Below are 15,409 nucleotides of genomic sequence, written 5' to 3'. Positions count from 1 at the left end.
TTTCCGTGCTAGGGAGCCGGGGCGTCGAGGTTGACCTCGACCTTGAAGAATTTTGCATCGCTTAGCGAAGGGTCGTATTCGTGAGACATGGTGGCGCCAGTGCCTGCATAAGTGGCCACCGGGCTCCATGTGCCAGTAAGTGAGGTCGTCTCCCATACCGTGTAGTAGCGGATCGGGCTGCCCCCGACACTGGGCCACTCAATTTGCTGGAGTCCCTCGGTCGCTGCATTCTCCGGCACCGCAAAGAAGAAGCTGTTGGTGTCGTTCGGGTCGGTGCCAGCCAGCCACTCTTCGTAGTCGCTCAGTGGATCACCGTCCGTGTTGCCCGTAGGGTTATCGGTCGACCCGATCGAGCCGAAATTGGAAATCTCCCAGCCGTCGTCGAGTTCATCGAGGTCGTCGTCCGTGTAGCGCAGCTTCACCCGCTGAATCTCCCATCCACCGTCTTCAGGGTCACCGACTTTCTTGCTTAGCAAGTTGTTGACGTTGGCCATACCTAGATAGAGCTCGCCCCGTGATTCGTCCGCTTCGATCGTGCGTATCCCGTAGCTGGACCAGTTTTCCATCCCGCGACGAGTGATGGTTACTGCCGGCTCCGTCGACGAGGGAAGGCAATAGAGGTGTGCTCCGTCAGCCTCATCGGGCGAGGGGATGTCATCCCAATCCATGGTGCCGATGTAGAGTTTTCCGTCAAAAACCTGCATAGTCCAAGTGTAATTATTGTAGGGAAAGGTGACCAGACCGCCGAAAAAGGAGTCCGGCTCAATGCCCTCGGGGCCATAGAGTGGCACGTATCCGGAGGTGTTGGGAGTGACTTCCCAGTCGCCGCCGTCTTCCATCTCGACGGTCGTCCAGCCCAATAGCCCTGACGGCACCTCTTGGCCATCCTCGACAAAACGAAGTGCGCCCACATTGTCTTCAAAGAATGCCCCCCAATTGAGGAGTGATAAAGAGCCGCGAGCTGTTCCGGTGAAGGCGGTCCGCTCCATTCGCACTGGCATTTCAGAAGAGCCGTAAAGTAGTTCGATATCTCCCGATGTGTTTGTGAAGTCCTTGCCACGCCAGATGGAAATCGCACGGTAGGAGTTTCTAAAGTCCTCTTCCTGTTCAGCTTCGAAGCGTTCGAGATCGGCCTCATAGGCAACTCTCGCGGGATCTTCAGGATCTTCGGGATAGGGGTCTGGTCTGGGGATGACTGGCGTGGGAGTTCCGTAGCCAATGCTGTGAGCGACATAGGCAGTCAAAGGCACATGCATGGTGCCCCAGTGAAGATAGCCGTCGTAAGAGGCCATGGCACCGCCACCGTAGTGCAGGGCCACCACCAGGTCAGGTTCGTATTCCGTTACGCTCCAGACTTTATTCCAGTTCCCGGAATGCGAACCGGTGAGGCCGCCAGCTGGTATGAGCGGACTCCGCCAGAGCCCGGCCGGGGCATTGATCAAATCGAGGATGGCATCGATATCACCGCCGAGATCCAGGTTTCCTTCAACCCCGGGCCAAGTGTTGACAAAGAGACGGGGGCCGTCGCCGTCGTCGTGAATTTCGAGCTCGGCACCGCCTGCATCCAGGTTACCGACCTTGACAAAGGCAAAGGGATAATCCGAATGACCGGGGTTGTTGATCCAACGAAGGACTTCGCCGGTGCCGGTCTGCGTAGCTACCGCGGTATAGACCTGACCATCGAAGAACTTCCATTTACGGATGTTGGAGTAGGCAGGGAAGCTTTGGGCTCCCACGCAGTCCCCGGTTGCGGCATCGAATGCGAACATGATGATACCGTCGCCACCTTGCGTCGTTGCAGTCGTGCTGGGCCCGGCGAGAAAGACGAGGCCACTGGTATGGGTCGCATTCGATGCGGTGTAGCCAGCCGAGCGCAGTCCCAGCGTGCGCCAGATCAAGTCCTGTTCTGCCGGATCCATGAGTGCGTAGAGATTCTCCAGCGCATCAGTATCGAGGTTGTAACGATAAGCATCCGGTGGTCGCCAGTCGCCGATCGAACCGTCAACAGGTGGTCCCTTGTAGGTTGCGCCATCATAGAGCCCGTCGCGGGCAAACTTACTGTCTGCGTATTCGACCACGCTAAAATCGATGCCCCGGTCGATACTGCTTGAGATACTGGCAATACTGGCACCTAAATAGACGCTGCTGACGAGACGGTTGACGTTCGGGCCCGTGCCGAACCAGAGATAGTTGTCCTTTCGCGTCATGCCCCAAACGTAGCTCTGATTAATCTTGGGCACCCCGCCAGCGGTTATACAAGCCTGACAGTCGATTCCGCCTTTCTCATAAACATTTTCACCGCTTCCGGGGACCTCCGGATCGTATAAATTGTAGAAGCATTCGTCAGGTTGCGCTTTGGCGATGACTTCTGATTGAAAGCTGGCGTGAGGGTCGGCTGCTTGCACGACCAGCGCCGTGAAAAACGCAGCTACGGATACTTTAAAAAAGGTGGTCGCATTCATGGTAGTAGGAGTATTTTACCCAATAGATTTTTTGTCTTTGGTCGAGCCTGTTATCGTTACCCTAAGTTTTCGAGCGCCCGATCAGCCAACCCGCAACATACGTGGCCAATGCTTTCGAGCCCAATGTGGCCGCACAGGCGAGCATTCGATTCACCCCACCCGGCACAATGAGGGGCCGGTCCCGCTCCATGCCTCTGAAGAGGGCATCAACCACATCTTCCGTTGTGGAGATGGCCCAAAACGAACGTACGGGCCGGGTGAATCCCGCCTTGGGAATAAATTCGGTATCGGTCGCACCGGGGCATAGGGCGAGCGTTCGCACGGAGGTACCGCGTAGTTCCTCGTTCAGGGCGAGCGTCCAGTTGAGCAGGAAGGACTTCGTCGCGCCGTAGGTGGCCATCCAGGGGGTGGGTTGAAACGCGCTCGTCGAGGCGACGTTGACAATGCAGCCGCCGTGTTCGAGGAGGCTAGGCAGTAATCGCCCGGTCAGGTGCAGGCTGGCCCGAACATTCAGATCGATTGTGTCCAGAACAGACTTGTGGTCGCACTCCTGGAAGCGGCAATGTTTCCCGACGCCACTGTTGTTCACCAACAGGACATGTCCCGGACGCTTGTGGAGGGAGTCGATGACATTACCAGCTGCTTCTTCCAGCGCTGCCGCATCTGTTAAATCAACCGGGATATGCTGCAAGCGCCCGGCACCGCCCTGAATCGATGGCTCGGATCGCGAGAGATTGATGGCCTGCGCGTTCGGAAACGCCTGCAAAAAATATTCAAGTATAGCCTGCCCGATGCCGGAGGAACCACCCGTGATGACGAGCGTCGAAAAATCCTGACGATTGACATCCGTGGGCATGGCTTAATCCGGGCGGTAGCTGTAGCGCAGCATCTTTTCACGGCAGATCTCGGTAATGGTACCGAAATCCTGATAGCGGTTTTTGTGGTGAACGACACCGATACCTTGAAGTTTCTCCTGATAGGCCAGGTTGTCCTTCGCGGGTGCTTCCAATTCGCAGAATGCGAAGAGCTCGGCCATCTTACCGGCGGGATTCTCCAGAATATCTTCGTAGCGGACCTCCAGCAAGTGCCTGACATCGGGGCGGTAGCGGTCGACGACATCGATGGCCTCGTTCCATAGTGAAGCCGTGGTCCGTATGTCGTCAGCACCGTAGCGTTCAAGATACTCCTTTATTCTCGGCAGCCGCGGGTAGGGGATAAAAGGCTCTTCTGGAAGCGGGCGACCCTGGCGGGAGCGGATTTCCTTGAGCCTCTCGTTACTGATGCGGTAAACCTTCCGCATCGAGTTGGCCCCCTGTCTGGGATCCCGGATCAGATGGATGAATTTGGCATCCGGAAAGAGTGCATTGAGGACTCCGAGGTAGGGCAGGAGCATCGGTGTCTTACAAAAGAAGCGTCTCCCTGCGCTACCGTGGCACCAGATCGCCTGGCGTATGGTAGTTTTGATCGCTTCCCTCCGTTCCGTATTGAGGTGGTCGATATCAGGTTGGCGGTCGCTTATTTCAAAATAGTCTTCCCCGAATAAATCGGCCCAGGTCGCCACCGGGTCGGCGGGTGTGCCGCCGTCAACGATAACACTATCTTTAAGAAAGCGCTCGCCGCTAATGTTCAGCCCGAATTTTCGCCTTAAATGATCGGCAGCGCACGGAGCCGACCGGCAAATATCCATTATATTCGTCGTGTAGGCCAGCTTGGGATGTGTGCACAAAATATCCTGCAGCATGGAAGAACCGCAGCGGGGTAAAGATATGATGAAGATCGGCTTATCAATGGGAATGTCCGTAAGGTCGATTCGCATGCACCGCTTTTCGTACCAGCGAAGAAAAGACGCCACGGCCCTGGGCAGCGGTTCCGGGATGACCCACTGGTTTTCGAAAGTGGAGCGCAGGAAGTGTTTCGCAAACCAGTTGGAATAACTGACGTTCAATCCTTCAACGCCTACTTGCTTTTTCCGGTGCTCCATCGTCATCCAGAATGTTGTCCCAACGGGTATTGCGAGAAAAATCTCTTTCCATCTGCGCCCGGACCCCTTAGGTAATAACTACATTGAATACAGCAAAAGAGCTTAAAGAGTACTATCACTTCCAAAGGATGCAGCAGTTTGAGCAGCCGCGTTCCCGGGTGGGTGAGATCGGGGTGCACATTCCGGAACGAGTGGTGGATAACGCTGAAATGGCGAATCTGGTCAAGGGCCCGGATCGTTTAAAGCGCAGCCTGCCCGATATTATAGCCCGGACAACCGGAAATCACAATCGGGTTTATGCGGCGGAAGGCACCGTTCCTTCGGACCTGGCAGTCGCAGCAATCTTCGACCTGGTGAAGCGTGCGAGTCTGGATATTAACACCGTGGACACCCTGATTTTCGCGAGTACGGATATGGACATGATGGAGCCGGCCACTGCGAACATCGTTCAGGAGCGGCTCGGCTTGAAGTGCGTCAACTCCTTTGATGTCTCCAATGCCTGTAATTCCTTTTTGCAGGCCATGAATATCGGCAACAGCCTTATTGCCACCGGAGCCGCCCGGCGTGTTCTGATTTGCAGCGGAGAGCTGGGCAGTGTGGTTTGCAACCGGGAGGTCGCGGACGTCAAAGAATTACGCACCAAAATGGGAGGGCTGACTTTGGGCGACGCCGGGGCGGCGCTTTTGCTTGAGCCTGCAGATAACGGGATCGGCCTGACGGAAATTAATTTGATGACATACGGGGAGCACTGGCGGCTGTGCCACGTTCCGGAAAAGGAAGAGTGGCGCCAGAACGGCGGGGCGATCAATCCGTGGTTTTACCTCGATATGCCAGCCCTGGCCAAGATCGCCCGACGTTACAGCCTGAGGTATTTTCAGGATTATGAGCGCATCCGGCGCGACCATTTTGGGGAGAAGGACTTTGCGGCATCGTTGGACTTTTTTGTGCCCCACCAAATCTCGCGAAAGTTAATCGAAGAGGTCTGCCTTCAGGACATGAAGATGCCGACGGATAAAGTTGTCATCACCGCGGATATTTACGGCAATACGGCCAGCACTGCGATCCCACTGGCCATGCGCCGAATTATGGATAAGGGTGAGCTCCTGCTGGGGTCCGGGGCGGAATGCTTCCTCTACGGCGCAGCCAGTGGATTCGGAATGGGGCATATCCGGCTGCGTTTCTAGTGAAGCCCGGGACCGCGTGAGGCGAAGCCTTTTACGCGGTTTCCTGCTTGCCACAAGCCCGCCGCGTAAAAGGCTTGGCCTCACGCGGTTTCATCCCGTAACTATCTCATATCTCGTATCACCAACTATGAAAATTGTTCTCGCATATTCAGGGGGGCTCGACACCTCCGTTCTCGTAAGCTGGCTCAAAGAGCACTATTCCGCCGAAATTATAACCTTCGCCGCCGACGTCGGACAAGAGGAAGAGCTGGATGGTCTGCCGGAAAAAGCGAAAGCGACCGGTGCCAGTGCCCACTACACGGTCGATTTGGTCGAGGAATTTGCCCGCGATTTCATTTACCCCATGATGCGTGCCAACGCGATTTATGAGGGGCAATATTTCCTCGGCACATCGATTGCCCGCCCTTTGATTGGTAAAGCGCATGTCGAGATTGCGGAGAAAGAGGGTGCCGATGCCGTCGCTCATGGCGCTACGGGCAAAGGCAACGACCAGGTCCGCTTCGAGCTGGCCTATGCTGCGCTGGCTCCGAAATTAGAGATCATTTCCCCCTGGCGTATGCAGGTGTTCCGGGACGCCTTTCCGGGGCGTACGGAAATGATCAACTATTGTCGCGAGCACGGTATCGATGTGGAGGCCAGCGCTTCCAAGCCCTACTCGATGGACCGCAATCTTCTGCATATTTCCTATGAGGCCGGAATCCTGGAAGACCCCTGGTTCGATCCGACCACGGATGACAACAAGGCGATGTACAAGCTGACCGCGGCGCCGGAAGATGCGCCCGACGAGGCGGAATATGTGGAGCTCGATTTCGAGCAGGGCGATTGTGTCGCCGTCAACGGCACGGCGATGAATCCGGCCCAGGTGATGAAGCACCTCAACAAACTGGCCGGAAAGCATGGCGTGGGCCGTGTCGATATCATCGAAAACCGTTTTGTTGGTATGAAAAGCCGCGGTGTCTACGAGACCCCGGGCGGGACCATTCTCATGCATGCGCATCGCAATATGGAAACACTTACCATGGACCGGGAGCTCATGCATTTGCGTGACGGGCTCATCCCGCGCTATGCCCAGTTGGTCTATAACGGCTTCTGGTACGCACCGGAGCGGGAAGCTCTGCAGGCCCTGATCGACGATTCACAAAAGACGGTGACCGGCACAGTTCGCCTGAAACTATACAAGGGCAATATCACCACAGTCGGGCGCAAGTCGCCGCTCTCCCTTTACGATGAAAATATCGCTTCCATGGAAGGGGTTGCCAGCGACTACAACCCCGATGATGCCAGCGGCTTCATTCGCCTGAACGCCCTTCGTCTCCGCCGCCGCGCCCTGGCACAGGGCGGCCCGGAGATCGCCTCCGAAAGTCAGCTTAAGAAAAGCTGACTTTCGGGATGGGAGGGCCCGGCTCTGTCCGGGCCGCGACAGTGCAATCGGTTCCGCATTCGGCCTGCGCGGTCCAGACGGCTTGCGCCGCCGTAGCTTTGCGTAGGCCTGAGCTGGACCCTCCCGTTTGATTTCCCTGAGGGGGCACCTACAAAGTCTGGCTGACCTGAAACACGCTGGTGACGATTCCCAGCGCGATCAGGGCAACCAGGATAAAGGCGAAAGCGAGTGCCCCGGTGGAAACAATATTGGTCAGTGCCCCGAGGCGCTTGGTCAGTTCGTCCCGGAATCCACGGGTGACTTCGTTCATGCTTTGGCCGAGATTCCCCGTGTCTTCACCGACGGTCAGGATATCCACCGCGATATCGGGCATGAAATGGTTTCGGCGGAAGGCCTGTGCAATGGAAAGCCCCTCGTTGACTTCCCCGCGTGCGGTCCGGAAGCGCTCACGCAACTCAAGGTTGGCGATCGTTCGCTCCGTCAGTTGGAGAGTTTCGGTCGTATTGATCCCGCTTTCCAAAAGCGTGCTGACCAAACTGCCCGATTGGAAAAGGTCGGAATAATAAAAGATCTTTCCCAACAGAGGCGTACGCAGGAGCCACCTGTCGGTTTGCTTGCGGCCGGCATCGCTCCGCCGCCACTGCTGCAAAGCAACCCCGGCGAGCACAAGTGCGATGACGATCACCGGGCCGCCCTTTGTCAGTAAGGCGGAGCCGTCGATGAGCAGACGTGCGCTCCAGGTCATTTCTCCGCCCAGGCGGTCGAGCATCCCTTGAATTTGCGGTAGCAGAACAGTGATAAAAAGGATCACCACCGCAATCGCGACCGTGCAGATAAAGGCGGGGTAGGCCATACTGGCCAGCATCCTCTTACGGATGGCTTGTTTCTCTTCCAGGTGCTCGACGATTTTTCGGAGAATCGGGGCAAGGTTCCCCGTCGCTTCGCCTGCTTCGACCACATAACTCACCGAGCCGGAAAAATATTTCGGTTGGCGGGCCATGGCTCCGGCGAGGGTGGCACCTTCGCTCAAATCCCGCCAGAGTGAGGTGGCCAGCGCTTTCTGCTCCTTTTCACTCAGGCGCTGGCTGAGAATACGAATGGAATCACCAGCCGGCAGTCCGGAGCCATGCAGCTCAAGGAGCCGCTTCATGACTGCCAGCCCAATATGTTCGCGTTTAGCACCTCCGGATCTGGAGGGGTCGGCAGTTTCCTTTTTCGGATTCCCGTTCAGGGTTTTTAACTTCTCACTCAATTTGGAGAGGGGAGAGGGGGATTTGCCGCTGACTTCCTTCAAGGTCACCGGGCTGAGTCCATCCGCCTGTAGCCGACGCATCGCCGTCCTGCGCTCGGGGCCTTCAATTTGACCACTGACAACGACGCCGTCCCGGTTCCGCGCTTTGTAGTCAAATAATGCCATTGTTTTAAATCCACAGGCTTCGCGCCCGTACCAAGTCGATATTTTTCGCAAGCGGCCAATGAATCAATCTTCTAATTCCGCCCTAAGGAACAAATCTTGCCTACGTACGACTTAAGCAGTTTAACGCTGATAATGTTTCGCATTCACCATCTACTGGTATTTTCGGTTGCTCCGCTGCTGCTTGCTGCGGCTGACGACAATACACTCTCCTTGCCGCCGGAGGAGATGAATGTCGTCGTGCGGAATACGGCCATGCCGGAGATGGGAGATAGCCGGATCGGAAAAATTTTAGGACGCTATTACCGTGATGGGCTGGGCGGCCCGGAAGTCTGGGAGAAAATAGTCAGCCTAAAGGTCAGTGGAGAGCTTAAAACCAAAGACGGGGAGTTACAGCTTAATGCTTACCAAAAGAAGCCGGACCTGATTAAGATGAACCTCTACAAAGAGACGGTCCAAACGGGCCTGACGCTCGCCTATGACGGGGAAGTTGCATGGAAGCAAAAAGGCAAGCGATCCAAGCCCGAGTCCATGACCGATGTGGAGGCGAGGCGTTTTATCCACAGCGCGCGTTTTGGCAACTACCTGCTCTACCCTTTTGCTGAGGGCAAGCGCATACGTTTTGTCGACACCGTGCCGGTTGAGGGGGCCATCTGCCACCAAATCCGGGTCGAACTCGATACCGGATACCAGGTCGACTACTTTATCGATATCCGTAGCTATCTCGAAGTTAAGGTGGTCAATAAAGACCTTCTCACTGATGCTCAGAATAGTGTCATCTACAAAGACTACATTCGCGAGTTTGGCATGCCGATCGCGAAGCGTGTGGAGAGCCTTGAAGAGGGGAAGTGGGTCAGTTCGCTTACCTTGAACGATGTCAAAGTGAACTCCGGAGTCATGCCATGGATGTTCCATAAGCCGGACTAGGCCTTCAAGGCTGGGAACCCACTTTTATTTTATTATGATACTGAGTTCTGATGTGCTGAATCGCTGGTGTGCTTTCATCGGGACCTGGTGCCGGGGGGTGTTGCTCGCCGCGGCACTGTCCGCAGGTGTTCACGCACAACAGCTTGCGGAGAAACAGTCTTACCGGGAGTCGATTCAAAAGTTGGCTCCGATGAATACCGAGGGGCTCGATTCCAATCTGGTGCACATTCTAAATCGATACTACAAGGCGACCTTTGGCGGGATCGATAACTGGCAGACACTTGAAAGCGTCCGGTTTGACGGACGACTGCACCTGGAGAATGGAGTCGCTCGGTTCGTCGCATTTAAGAAAAAGCCGGATTACTGTAAAATGGATGTTTTTGCGGGTGGTAGCGCACAACTCGTCATGGGGTACGATGGAGAGGATGCCTGGAAAATAAATACATCAAGTTCGGGCGCAAAGCCGAGGGGAATGTCTGAGAAGGAAGCGCGCAATTTTATCCGTGATGCCAGTATTGGCGGTCCCCTCTTGTACCCCCTGATTAAGGGCAAAACCATCGAGTTGTCGGGGGTTGAAAAGGTCGCTGATTATTCCTGCTACAAACTGGTAACCACTCTGCCGGATGGAGAGCGCATTATTTCTTACCTGGATACTTCAAATTATGCGGAACGGCGGCAAATGACGACAAATGCGCTCACCGGGCTCCAGGAACAAACGACATACAGTGACTTTCGCCGAGTCGGCGGTGTGCGTTTTCCATTTGCAGCCAGAATGGAGTCGGGTGGCAAAGAGGTACATCGAGTCGAAATGCAGAAGATCCAGCTAAATATCGGGATGACGCCATGGATGTTTCAACGTCCGGCAGAAGGCTATAGCCCGGTCGAGGAATCGAACCCCGATGATGTTGCCCTAATTGATGAACCGGAAGGCACCATTCCTCTTGGCGAAGGTGGTTTTGGTTCGGAGGGGTTCGGCAACACTGCATTCCCTGATCCGGAATCAACCGAGGTGGATTCCATTTTAGACAAAATTGGTAAACCACAGCGCTGATTCTTTGGTTGGATGAAGTGGGCGATTCCGGATCATTTAAATACAGATGCTTCAGCTCCATGGGACTTGACGCCAAATTACCTCATGGATCATAAACCGCAGGATGGAAATTTCTGAAAGTCATGCCCGTGAGCTTGCCAGACAAGCCGAGCGTAAGGCCGAGCTGCGTGAAGCTTTGGAGCGAGAGCTCGCCGGGGTGGAGGAGATCCTCTTTGAGGCAGGTTGCGGGCATGGCCATTGGCTGACCAGTTATGCAGAGGAGCATCCGCACTTACAGTGCGTCGGAATTGACCTGATCTCCTGGCGCATCCGCAAATGTTTAAACAAGCGCGACAAGCGCGAGCTGCAGAACCTGCACTTTTACAAAGCCGAGCTGAACGAGTTTCTGGAAGTCTTGCCGGATGCCATTCGTTTCCAGTGTACCGTCCTGCTCTTTCCGGATCCCTGGCCCAAGGCCCGGCATCACCGCCGCCGCATGGTGCAGCCTGCATTTCTCGATGAAGTGGCCAAGCGGACGGACAGGGGAGGGCAGTTCTGTTTCCGCTCTGACGACCGGCCCTACTACGACTGGACCATCGAACATCTGGAAGCACATCCGGACTGGCAGATCGATGCTGAGGCCCAATGGCCCCACGAAAATGATACTTATTTTCAGGACATGATGGACGAATACCACTCCGTGATCGCGCGTCGGGTCTGAACCGGAAGGGGGCGGATCGTGCGGAAGCCCATCGCCTGCGTGGAAACCGGGCCTTCTAAATCACGTCCAGCCAGACGATTAAAGCCAGCTGTGCCACCAATGCGAAGGCGAGGAGGGCATAGACAAAGAGCATGAAGTAGTCGGTGGCGAATTTGCGTTCGGGGCGTCTCTTCTTCGGAGCCGACGGCTTCGGTTCTTCCGGAACGCCACCCCCCTGCACAACGGGGGAACTGCCCTTGCGGTCACGCAAATGGGAGATCCGGTCGGTTAAGTTGGTCAGCTCAGGCATGGGGTAATAAGATTTGAGCCTCCTATCCCGCTGGCAAGTTCAGAACTGCTTGATTTGATGATAAGCCACATTAGTAGAACTAATCCTGCGCGATGGCCTGCAAATCAGGTGTTGACGAGATTGAGACCCGACGTCATCACCTTCGGCTTTTCGCTAAATTTCTGCGCCTGAATCACCCTCAAGTTCCTCGTGAACAAGCTTCTACCAACAGTTTTTGTCCTTCTCGCAAGCGCCACGGCACTCAATGCCGCAGGGGGCGAGGTCAGTTCGCATGCGTACCAGTTGCATGAGATCATGGGTATGCCGATCACGAACTCCATGCTGACGACTTGGGTGATCGCGCTCGCACTTATTTTAGCAGTCCGTCTGGCTGTGGGTACGCCGCAGTTGATCCCAACGAAGGGACAAGCAGTATTTGAGAGCGTCTATTCGGGTCTGGAGTCGGTCATGGAGCCGATTGTGGGCAGTAAGCTGATCAACAAAGTGCTGCCGTTGTTAATTTGTCTGTTTCTCTTCATCCTGATCAACAACTGGTCTGGCTTGCTTCCGGGCGTTGGAGCTTTCGGCTTCAAAGATGCTGAAGGTAATCTGAATTACTTTTTCCGCCCGGCCAATTCCGACCTGAATACGACAATTGCATTGGCGGCGATAGCGATGCTCGGCTGGCTTTATTTCGTGCTGCGGTATGCCGGCATCAAGCTTCTCGCGCACGATCTCTTCGGGAATAAGGCGGAGAAGGATTCTACGCCACTGCCACTGTATTTTTTCCTTAGCCTTGTGTTCCTCCTGGTCGGTTTGATTGAGGTGGTTTCAATCGGCATTCGGCCGCTGACGCTGTCGATGCGACTGTTCGGTAACATTCTCGGTGGCGAAACCCTACTGGCTAAAATCATCGATATGCTTCCCTGGTATGTTCCGGGAGCGCTTCCTTTTTATCTGTTGGAGACTTTGGTCGGCTTGATCCAAGCCCTGGTCTTCACTCTCCTGACTGCTGTTTACATCGGATTAATCTGTAACCACGAAGAAGAACACTAGCACACTTTTGAGGTAGCATCGGGCCAGAGTTAACTCACAGATGCCTGAATACTTCAAAAACGAACTACATAAATAACAATAACACTAAATACTATGTTTGAAATACTTGCAGCAACAGACGCTACCGCAGTAGCAGAGGCGACAGAAGCAGTAACAGAGGCAGTTAAGGCTACTGGCGTGACCGGTAGCATTACATCCGCTTTGGGCGCACTTGGTGGTGCTCTGGGTGTTGGCCTGATTGGCTACAAGGCTTGTGAATCTGTTGGCCGTAACCCGGAAGCATCCGGTAAGGTCCTGATTCAATCCATTCTTGCAATGGCGCTTGCCGAGGGTGTGGCGATTCTTTGCTTGATCCTGGGCTAACCTTTCTTTCCGGGCCTGTACATGCAGGCCCGGAAATTTTCTCTTACTAAACTAACCTCGGTAATACGATGGACTTCATATTTTTAGCAGCCACCAATCCCGCCAGTGGTGAGTTTGCGCGGGAGTTCGGTTTCAATCCGTCTCTGATCATCGCGCAAGCGATCAACTTTACCATAATCGCATTCCTGCTCTATCGTTTTGCGATTAAGCCCATTGCCAAGACCCTGGACGAGCGTCAGCAAAAGATTGCGGACGGTCTTCAGTATGCCGAGGAGATGAAGACTCAACTGGCTGAGGCCGAGCGCGAGCGCTCGGAGAAGGTCAAGGAAGCCGCTCAGGAAGCCCAGCGCATTCTCTCAGAGGCCCGCGAGCAATCGAAGGAAATGATCGAGAAAAAGACTCAGGAAGCCGCGAACCAAGCGGAATCGATCATCCGCAAGGCCAGTGAAGCAACGGAGCTCGAGCGCCAGAAGATGTTGTCCGATGTACGCCAGGAGGTCGCGCGTCTCGTTGTTACCACAACTTCCACGGTGCTTTCCAAAGAGCTCTCCGAGGAAGACAGAAAAACATTCTCCGACGCTGCCGCCAAGGAATTGGCTGGGTCTTCTAACTAATCTGCTCCGTTTTTATCATCCATGACCAGAGATAAAAAGATTCTTCAGTTTGCCCGTAATCTGGTCGAATTGTCCCTCGACAACGGAGTGGTGACGGAGTCCCGTGTGACGGATGTCCTGAACGCACTGAAGAAGGCTGAGCTCCGCAACAAGCTGGCCCTTCTCAAAACCTACCTTTACTATATCCGCAAGGCTGTTGCAGAACAAACTGCGGTGGTTTCGACTCCCGGCGCACTCAGTGCGGATACGCTTTCCGCCATCGAATCAAATTTCACACAAGTCTATGGCCGCCCCATTTCGGCGGTCACTCAGGACGACCCTTCGCTCATCGCCGGTGTACGCATCCGGATTGGCGATGATGTTTACGATGCCTCAGTGTCCGGCCGCCTCAAGCGACTGGCAGACAACGTTCACTAAATTTCAGACTCCTAACTTCTAATTTCTACCTTCTCTTACAATGAGCACTATAGTCGAACAGATCGAAAAGGAAATCGCCTCTTTTGAAGCGGGCGCCGTCAAGTCCAACACCGGCAAAATTGTCACTATCGCGGACGGTGTGGCCAAACTGGAAGGCCTCTCCGGCGTCATGTACAACGAAATGATCGATTTCGGTGACGGCGTTTTCGGCCTCGCCCTCAACCTTGAAGAAGACGAGGTCGGTTGCGTTATCCTGGGTGACTACTCCAAGCTGAAGGAAGGCGACGAAGCCAGCACTACCGGCAAGCTGCTTTCCGTTCCGGTTGGCATGGGCCTCCTCGGCCGTGTGGTCGATGCCATCGGCCAACCCGTAGACGGCAAGGGCCCGATCGAGTCCAGCGAGACGTACCCGGTCGACCAAATCGCTCCCGGGATCATCCCGCGTAAGTCAGTCGACCAGCCCTTGCAGACCGGTATCATGGCGATCGACTCGATGATCCCGATCGGCCGTGGCCAGCGTGAGCTCATTATTGGTGACCGTGCGACCGGTAAGACCACCATCGCGATCGACACCATCATCAATCAGGCCAACATCAATAACCAGCACCGTAAGGAAGACGGTACCTTTGAAGAGGGTTTCCGTCCGGTATATTCCATTTACGTCGCGGTGGGCCAAAAGAATTCCAACATCGCCCGAACGATCAACGTGCTGGAGAAAGCCGGCGCGATGGATTATACCATCATCGTCAGTGCACCTGCCGCCGATAACCCGGCCAACCAATACATCGCTCCCTTCGCCGGTGCTTCCATGGGTGAATTCTTCATGCGTAACGGCATGGATGCGCTCATCGTTTACGATGACCTTTCCAAGCAGGCGGTGGCCTATCGTCAAATTTCACTCATCCTCAAGCGCCCCTCCGGCCGTGAGGCATATCCGGGTGACGTGTTCTATCTCCACTCCCGCCTTCTCGAACGTTCCGCTCGTGTGAACGAGGATAACGGGAACGGCTCACTGACAGCGCTGCCCATTATTGAGACACAGGCGGGCGACGTGTCCGCTTATATCCCGACCAACGTGATCTCCATTACCGATGGTCAGGTGTTCCTCGAAACCGATCTTTTCAATCAGGGCATCCGCCCGGCGGTTTCTGTGGGTCTTTCCGTGTCCCGTGTCGGCTCGGCCGCCCAGATCAAGGCGATCAAGAAGGTGGCCGGTAAGGTGAAGCTGCAACTTGCCCAGTATCGTGAGCTTGCTGCCTTCGCCCAGTTCGGTTCCGACCTCGATGCCAAGACCAAGTCGCAACTCGACCGCGGTGCTCGCGTCGTCGAACTCTTCAAGCAAACCGCCTTCAATCCGATTCCGGTGGAAGTGCAGTCGTCCCTCATCTGGGCGGTGCAAAACGGTTACTTCGACGACGTCGAGGTCAAGCAGATCGTTACAGCCACCATTAGCCTCCGTGAATTCTTTGAGACCCGTGGTGCCAAACTCATGGACAAGATTCGCGCCGAAAAGGCTCTCAGCGAAGAGATCGAGGGTCAGCTCAAGACTTCCATCGAAGAGTGGAAAGCCGGCTATTCCGCTTAATATTTT

At 55.1% G+C, this 15,409-nt stretch carries 15 protein-coding genes; 10 read left to right on the top strand and 5 right to left on the bottom strand.

The features are described 5' to 3' along the window. Positions 1-8: 8 nt before the first annotated feature. The 3 genes from DDZ13_RS00740 to DDZ13_RS00730 form a co-directional block, all read right to left on the bottom strand. A complete protein-coding gene (locus DDZ13_RS00740; protein ID WP_110129507.1) occupies positions 9-2,462 on the bottom strand; it encodes a thrombospondin type 3 repeat-containing protein in 2,454 nt (817 codons plus the stop codon). Between the two features lie 61 nt (positions 2,463-2,523). Continuing rightward, positions 2,524-3,318 carry an SDR family NAD(P)-dependent oxidoreductase gene (locus DDZ13_RS00735; RefSeq protein ID WP_110129506.1) on the bottom strand — a complete coding sequence of 265 codons (795 nt, stop codon included), beginning with the start codon at positions 3,316-3,318 and terminating at the stop codon, positions 2,524-2,526. A gap of 3 nt (positions 3,319-3,321) precedes the next feature. Then, a complete protein-coding gene (locus DDZ13_RS00730; protein ID WP_158279717.1) occupies positions 3,322-4,443 on the bottom strand; it encodes a sulfotransferase family protein in 1,122 nt (373 codons plus the stop codon). Positions 4,444-4,526: 83 nt separating this feature from the next. Between DDZ13_RS00730 and DDZ13_RS00725 the strand changes: the two genes are divergently transcribed. Together DDZ13_RS00725 and DDZ13_RS00720 are read left to right on the top strand one after the other, a co-directional pair. Beyond that, the gene (locus tag DDZ13_RS00725; protein ID WP_199221018.1) at positions 4,527-5,627 is read left to right on the top strand and encodes a 3-oxoacyl-ACP synthase III family protein; all 1,101 of its coding nucleotides are present in this window, start codon (positions 4,527-4,529) and stop codon (positions 5,625-5,627) included. A 127-nt stretch (positions 5,628-5,754) separates the two neighbouring features. Further along, complete coding sequence (locus DDZ13_RS00720; protein ID WP_110129503.1) at positions 5,755-7,008, top strand: argininosuccinate synthase; 1,254 nt, start codon at positions 5,755-5,757, stop codon at positions 7,006-7,008. A gap of 148 nt (positions 7,009-7,156) precedes the next feature. Here DDZ13_RS00720 and DDZ13_RS00715 read toward each other — a convergent pair whose 3' ends face one another. After that, positions 7,157-8,425 carry a type II secretion system F family protein gene (locus DDZ13_RS00715; protein ID WP_110129502.1) on the bottom strand — a complete coding sequence of 423 codons (1,269 nt, stop codon included), beginning with the start codon at positions 8,423-8,425 and terminating at the stop codon, positions 7,157-7,159. Between the two features lie 132 nt (positions 8,426-8,557). On the opposite strand from DDZ13_RS00715, the gene DDZ13_RS00710 reads away from it, so the two are divergent. From DDZ13_RS00710 to trmB, 3 genes are all read left to right on the top strand, one after another. After that, positions 8,558-9,349 carry a hypothetical protein gene (locus tag DDZ13_RS00710; protein WP_110129501.1) on the top strand — a complete coding sequence of 264 codons (792 nt, stop codon included), beginning with the start codon at positions 8,558-8,560 and terminating at the stop codon, positions 9,347-9,349. A 34-nt stretch (positions 9,350-9,383) separates the two neighbouring features. Next, positions 9,384-10,400 (top strand): LolA-like protein, encoded by a 1,017-nt coding sequence (locus tag DDZ13_RS00705; protein ID WP_110129500.1) that lies wholly within the window; start codon positions 9,384-9,386, stop codon positions 10,398-10,400. Between the two features lie 103 nt (positions 10,401-10,503). Further along, the gene (gene trmB, locus DDZ13_RS00700; RefSeq protein ID WP_110129499.1) at positions 10,504-11,100 is read left to right on the top strand and encodes a tRNA (guanosine(46)-N7)-methyltransferase TrmB; all 597 of its coding nucleotides are present in this window, start codon (positions 10,504-10,506) and stop codon (positions 11,098-11,100) included. A gap of 55 nt (positions 11,101-11,155) precedes the next feature. Here the strand turns inward: trmB and DDZ13_RS00695 are convergent, their stop codons facing one another. After that, on the bottom strand, positions 11,156-11,389 hold the full coding sequence (locus DDZ13_RS00695; protein ID WP_110129498.1) for a hypothetical protein: 234 nt from the start codon (positions 11,387-11,389) through the stop codon (positions 11,156-11,158). Positions 11,390-11,578: 189 nt separating this feature from the next. Between DDZ13_RS00695 and atpB the strand changes: the two genes are divergently transcribed. The 5 genes from atpB (at position 11,579) to atpA (ending at position 15,403) form a co-directional block, all read left to right on the top strand. Further along, entirely contained in the window at positions 11,579-12,424 is an 846-nt protein-coding gene (gene atpB / locus DDZ13_RS00690) for a F0F1 ATP synthase subunit A (protein ID WP_233246046.1), read from the top strand. Positions 12,425-12,517: 93 nt separating this feature from the next. Beyond that, on the top strand, positions 12,518-12,787 hold the full coding sequence (locus DDZ13_RS00685) for an ATP synthase F0 subunit C (RefSeq protein WP_110129496.1): 270 nt from the start codon (positions 12,518-12,520) through the stop codon (positions 12,785-12,787). Positions 12,788-12,855: 68 nt separating this feature from the next. Then, positions 12,856-13,401, top strand: coding sequence for a F0F1 ATP synthase subunit B (gene atpF / locus DDZ13_RS00680; RefSeq protein ID WP_110129495.1), 546 nt, complete (start codon positions 12,856-12,858; stop codon positions 13,399-13,401). A 21-nt stretch (positions 13,402-13,422) separates the two neighbouring features. Then, entirely contained in the window at positions 13,423-13,818 is a 396-nt protein-coding gene (locus DDZ13_RS00675) for a F0F1 ATP synthase subunit delta (RefSeq protein WP_110129494.1), read from the top strand. Positions 13,819-13,858: 40 nt separating this feature from the next. Then, entirely contained in the window at positions 13,859-15,403 is a 1,545-nt protein-coding gene (atpA, locus tag DDZ13_RS00670; RefSeq protein ID WP_110129493.1) for a F0F1 ATP synthase subunit alpha, read from the top strand. The last annotated feature ends 6 nt before the right edge of the window (positions 15,404-15,409 follow it).

It is taken from the genome of Coraliomargarita sinensis (assembly GCF_003185655.1).
Lineage (GTDB): Bacteria > Verrucomicrobiota > Verrucomicrobiia > Opitutales > Coraliomargaritaceae > Coraliomargarita_B > Coraliomargarita_B sinensis.
The sequence above is the reverse complement of the archived record's forward strand: the minus strand, read 5'-3'. Positions and strand labels throughout refer to the sequence as shown.

Coding starts and splice junctions, on each gene's coding strand:
- DDZ13_RS00740 (WP_110129507.1), bottom strand. CDS start 2,462: ATGAATGCGACCACCTTTTTTAAAGTATCCGTAGCTGCGTTTTTCACG.
- DDZ13_RS00735 (WP_110129506.1), bottom strand. CDS start 3,318: ATGCCCACGGATGTCAATCGTCAGGATTTTTCGACGCTCGTCATCACG.
- DDZ13_RS00730 (WP_158279717.1), bottom strand. CDS start 4,443: ATGGAGCACCGGAAAAAGCAAGTAGGCGTTGAAGGATTGAACGTCAGT.
- DDZ13_RS00720 (WP_110129503.1), top strand. CDS start 5,755: ATGAAAATTGTTCTCGCATATTCAGGGGGGCTCGACACCTCCGTTCTC.
- DDZ13_RS00715 (WP_110129502.1), bottom strand. CDS start 8,425: ATGGCATTATTTGACTACAAAGCGCGGAACCGGGACGGCGTCGTTGTC.
- DDZ13_RS00710 (WP_110129501.1), top strand. CDS start 8,558: ATGTTTCGCATTCACCATCTACTGGTATTTTCGGTTGCTCCGCTGCTG.
- DDZ13_RS00705 (WP_110129500.1), top strand. CDS start 9,384: ATGATACTGAGTTCTGATGTGCTGAATCGCTGGTGTGCTTTCATCGGG.
- trmB (WP_110129499.1), top strand. CDS start 10,504: ATGGAAATTTCTGAAAGTCATGCCCGTGAGCTTGCCAGACAAGCCGAG.
- DDZ13_RS00695 (WP_110129498.1), bottom strand. CDS start 11,389: ATGCCTGAGCTGACCAACTTAACCGACCGGATCTCCCATTTGCGTGAC.
- DDZ13_RS00685 (WP_110129496.1), top strand. CDS start 12,518: ATGTTTGAAATACTTGCAGCAACAGACGCTACCGCAGTAGCAGAGGCG.
- atpF (WP_110129495.1), top strand. CDS start 12,856: ATGGACTTCATATTTTTAGCAGCCACCAATCCCGCCAGTGGTGAGTTT.
- DDZ13_RS00675 (WP_110129494.1), top strand. CDS start 13,423: ATGACCAGAGATAAAAAGATTCTTCAGTTTGCCCGTAATCTGGTCGAA.
- atpA (WP_110129493.1), top strand. CDS start 13,859: ATGAGCACTATAGTCGAACAGATCGAAAAGGAAATCGCCTCTTTTGAA.